Source organism: Acidiferrobacteraceae bacterium, assembly GCA_037388825.1.
Classification (GTDB): Bacteria; Pseudomonadota; Gammaproteobacteria; order Acidiferrobacterales; family JAJDNE01; genus JARRJV01.
On sequence record JARRJV010000127.1, the window covers coordinates 1 to 2,568 of the forward strand.

Consider the following 2,568-nt stretch of genomic DNA (forward strand, 5'->3'; position numbering starts at 1 on the left):
CGCGAACCACCGCGCCGCGCACGTCGACCTTGGGGGTCGCATAGCCCGGCTGCACCGCAAAGTTCTCCACCACAGACTGCTTGGGCAAAATCGTCTGGCTTTCCACGATCTCGGCGGCGATCTCCATCAAGCGCCGGTAGCGCTGCACGTGATACTCGGTCTCACTGTAATGCAGCCCCGTTTGGCTCAGCGACTGGATCTCGCGGGCCCATGCTAACCAACAGGGTACCCCTGTTTCTGCCACCGTTTTCCTCCTGTTTTGCAGTGTCTGGCTTTGCGGGCCAAAGTCTACGAACGGACAGAGCCTATCCAGAAATATAGGGCCACCCTTCAGTTGGATGGCCCCTGGTAACGCTTCAGAAAGCTGCTTCTCACTGCTGCTCAGTTTCTTCGGGAGTCGCTTGCTTCAATGGCAGCACCACGTGAAACGAGCTGCCCGGGCACTTTTCCTCGTCAAAGCCCTCGCTCTCCACCCACACCTGTCCACCGTGCGCCTCGATCACTCCCCGGGCGATGTGCAGGCCCAGGCCCGGCCCGGCCCCCTTGAACTTTGTATCGCCGGTCGAGTGAAGCAGGAGGCTGCCCACGCGATAGAACTTTTCAAAAATCAGCTCCTGGTCTCCTGAGTCGATGCCCACACCCGTGTCGGTGAAGGTGACCGCAAAGTGTTCGGCGTCAAGCACCGCAGCAGTGATAGAGATACGGCCGTTATCGGGGGTATACTTGATCGCGTTGGAGACGATGTTGGTAAAAGCCTGGCTCAGTCGCTGCAGGTCAACCTCGATAGGAGGAATGTCATCGACCCCCTCGATCACCAGTTCGAAATTCCGCTCTTTCAACGCGCCGCGCCACGGCCCGACGGCCATAGAGATCACTGCCTGCAGCGTCGTAGCCGTGTACTGAAGGTCGAGAGCATGCACCTCGATCGTCGAAGCATCCAGCATCGCCGTGACGATGGTCCCCAACCGCTCGATGGGCGTCTTGAGATTCTTGGCAATCTCCACAACCTGGCTGGAAGGCAGCTCTTGCGTGGAGGCCAATTCCTCCAAGATGTCCGTGTATCCTTGGATCACCGTGAGCGGCGTGCGCAGCTCGTGCGAGGCGATAGAGAGGAAATCGGTCTTGGCCTGATCCATCTTCATCAGCTTAGTGTACGCCGTGCGCAGATCCTCGTTCAGGCGGGAGATCTTGTCGTAGAGGCCCTTCATCCGACTGTAGAGATATGCGTTCTGCAACGCAACACCGGTCTGTTGAGCCAACGTGTTCAGGAAAGTCACCTCACGCTCCGCGTATGGCTCTCCCGATCGCTGCGGTCCTAGAACCAACAATCCCAACACGCGCTCACGCGCCAGGATCGGCAAATAGATCTCCATGCCCAACGCGCGCAGCGCCTCCTTCTCCTGTGGCGACGCCGCCTGCAGATCGGGATGATGGTCAAGATCGTACTGAAAAAAAGGCTCGCCCGACATCATCAGGCGGAGCAGAATGGGGCTATCGAGCGCCAGTGTGATCTCCTCTGCCTCAATGTGCCCCATACCTGCCGTCACGCGCAACGTCACGCGATCCGAACCCCTGGCGATCATAACCAGTGCGCCGCGCTGCACCCCCAAGACGTCGCTGAGCGTTCCCACGGCCACAGTCGCCAGCTGCTCCAGCGTAAGCAGATTGCTGATCGAGCGTCCGTACTCGCGCAGAATATCCGATGGATCGTACCCACCCCTCCACAAGATGCGATTGACGATCCACATGACAAAGCGGTGGAAAGGCTGATAGACCAGCGCCAGGATAACGGCCAATCCGACACTGGCAGCGATAACCAGGGTCAGGTTACCCCCGACCCTAGAGACAAACTGCCCGGCCACCAAGCCGACCAGCAGCAGCAACGCCGTCGTCACGGTGACGACGGTGTTGCCGAGAATACGCCGCAGAACCTGTTTGATGCTAGGCAGATCGCGCGTCGTGATAGTAAGGACGATGCCAAGAGTCCCCAGCAGGTGCGACGCCAGACCGATCTCGACCCACTGCCACTGCGCCCACGCGAGAACTTGACCGGCCAACAACGGCACCAGCAGTATCAGCAGATAGTCGGCTCGATTGCGGTAAAAGGCCAACGGGGCTCTCAATGCCCACCAGGCTGATAGAACGATCGCTACGCAGGCAAAGATCAACCAGCCGATAAGGGCCCCGGCCGCCACGAGTCGGGCGTCCGTCGGGTCTCGAATCACGAAAATATGCAGCGCCAAGGCCGCCATGGAACCCGCCGCGCCCGCCGTCCACCACGCCCAGTGCCCTCGCTGGTCGACGTTCTGAAAGGCGATGGGCACCAACAGTGCGGCCAACAATAACGGCAGATCTTTGTTAACATAGCCCGCGATCTCGACAATCTGTGCAGGCACCCAGTCCGTCCTAGTCGTCGCCACAGTGACCCCTACACCCCACAGCGCAGACAGCACGCAATACAAGACCAGGGGAACGTAGCTGTACCGCTTTTCACGCCGCCGCAGCACGAGGAAAAGCAATGGCACCAGATGGATCAGCGCCAGCACAGAGCGCATAATAAACTGCAAA

The 2,568-nt window shown here is 59.5% G+C and carries 2 protein-coding genes; both read right to left on the reverse strand.

Features of this window, described 5'->3' with window-relative positions:
• The coding region (locus P8X48_13235) for an NUDIX hydrolase N-terminal domain-containing protein (protein MEJ2108266.1) at window positions 1-244 on the reverse strand (244 nt) is incomplete at its 3' end.
• A 127-nt stretch (window positions 245-371) separates the two neighbouring features.
• Window positions 372-2,568: GAF domain-containing sensor histidine kinase (locus tag P8X48_13240; protein ID MEJ2108267.1), on the reverse strand; the 2,197-nt coding region annotated here is incomplete at its 5' end.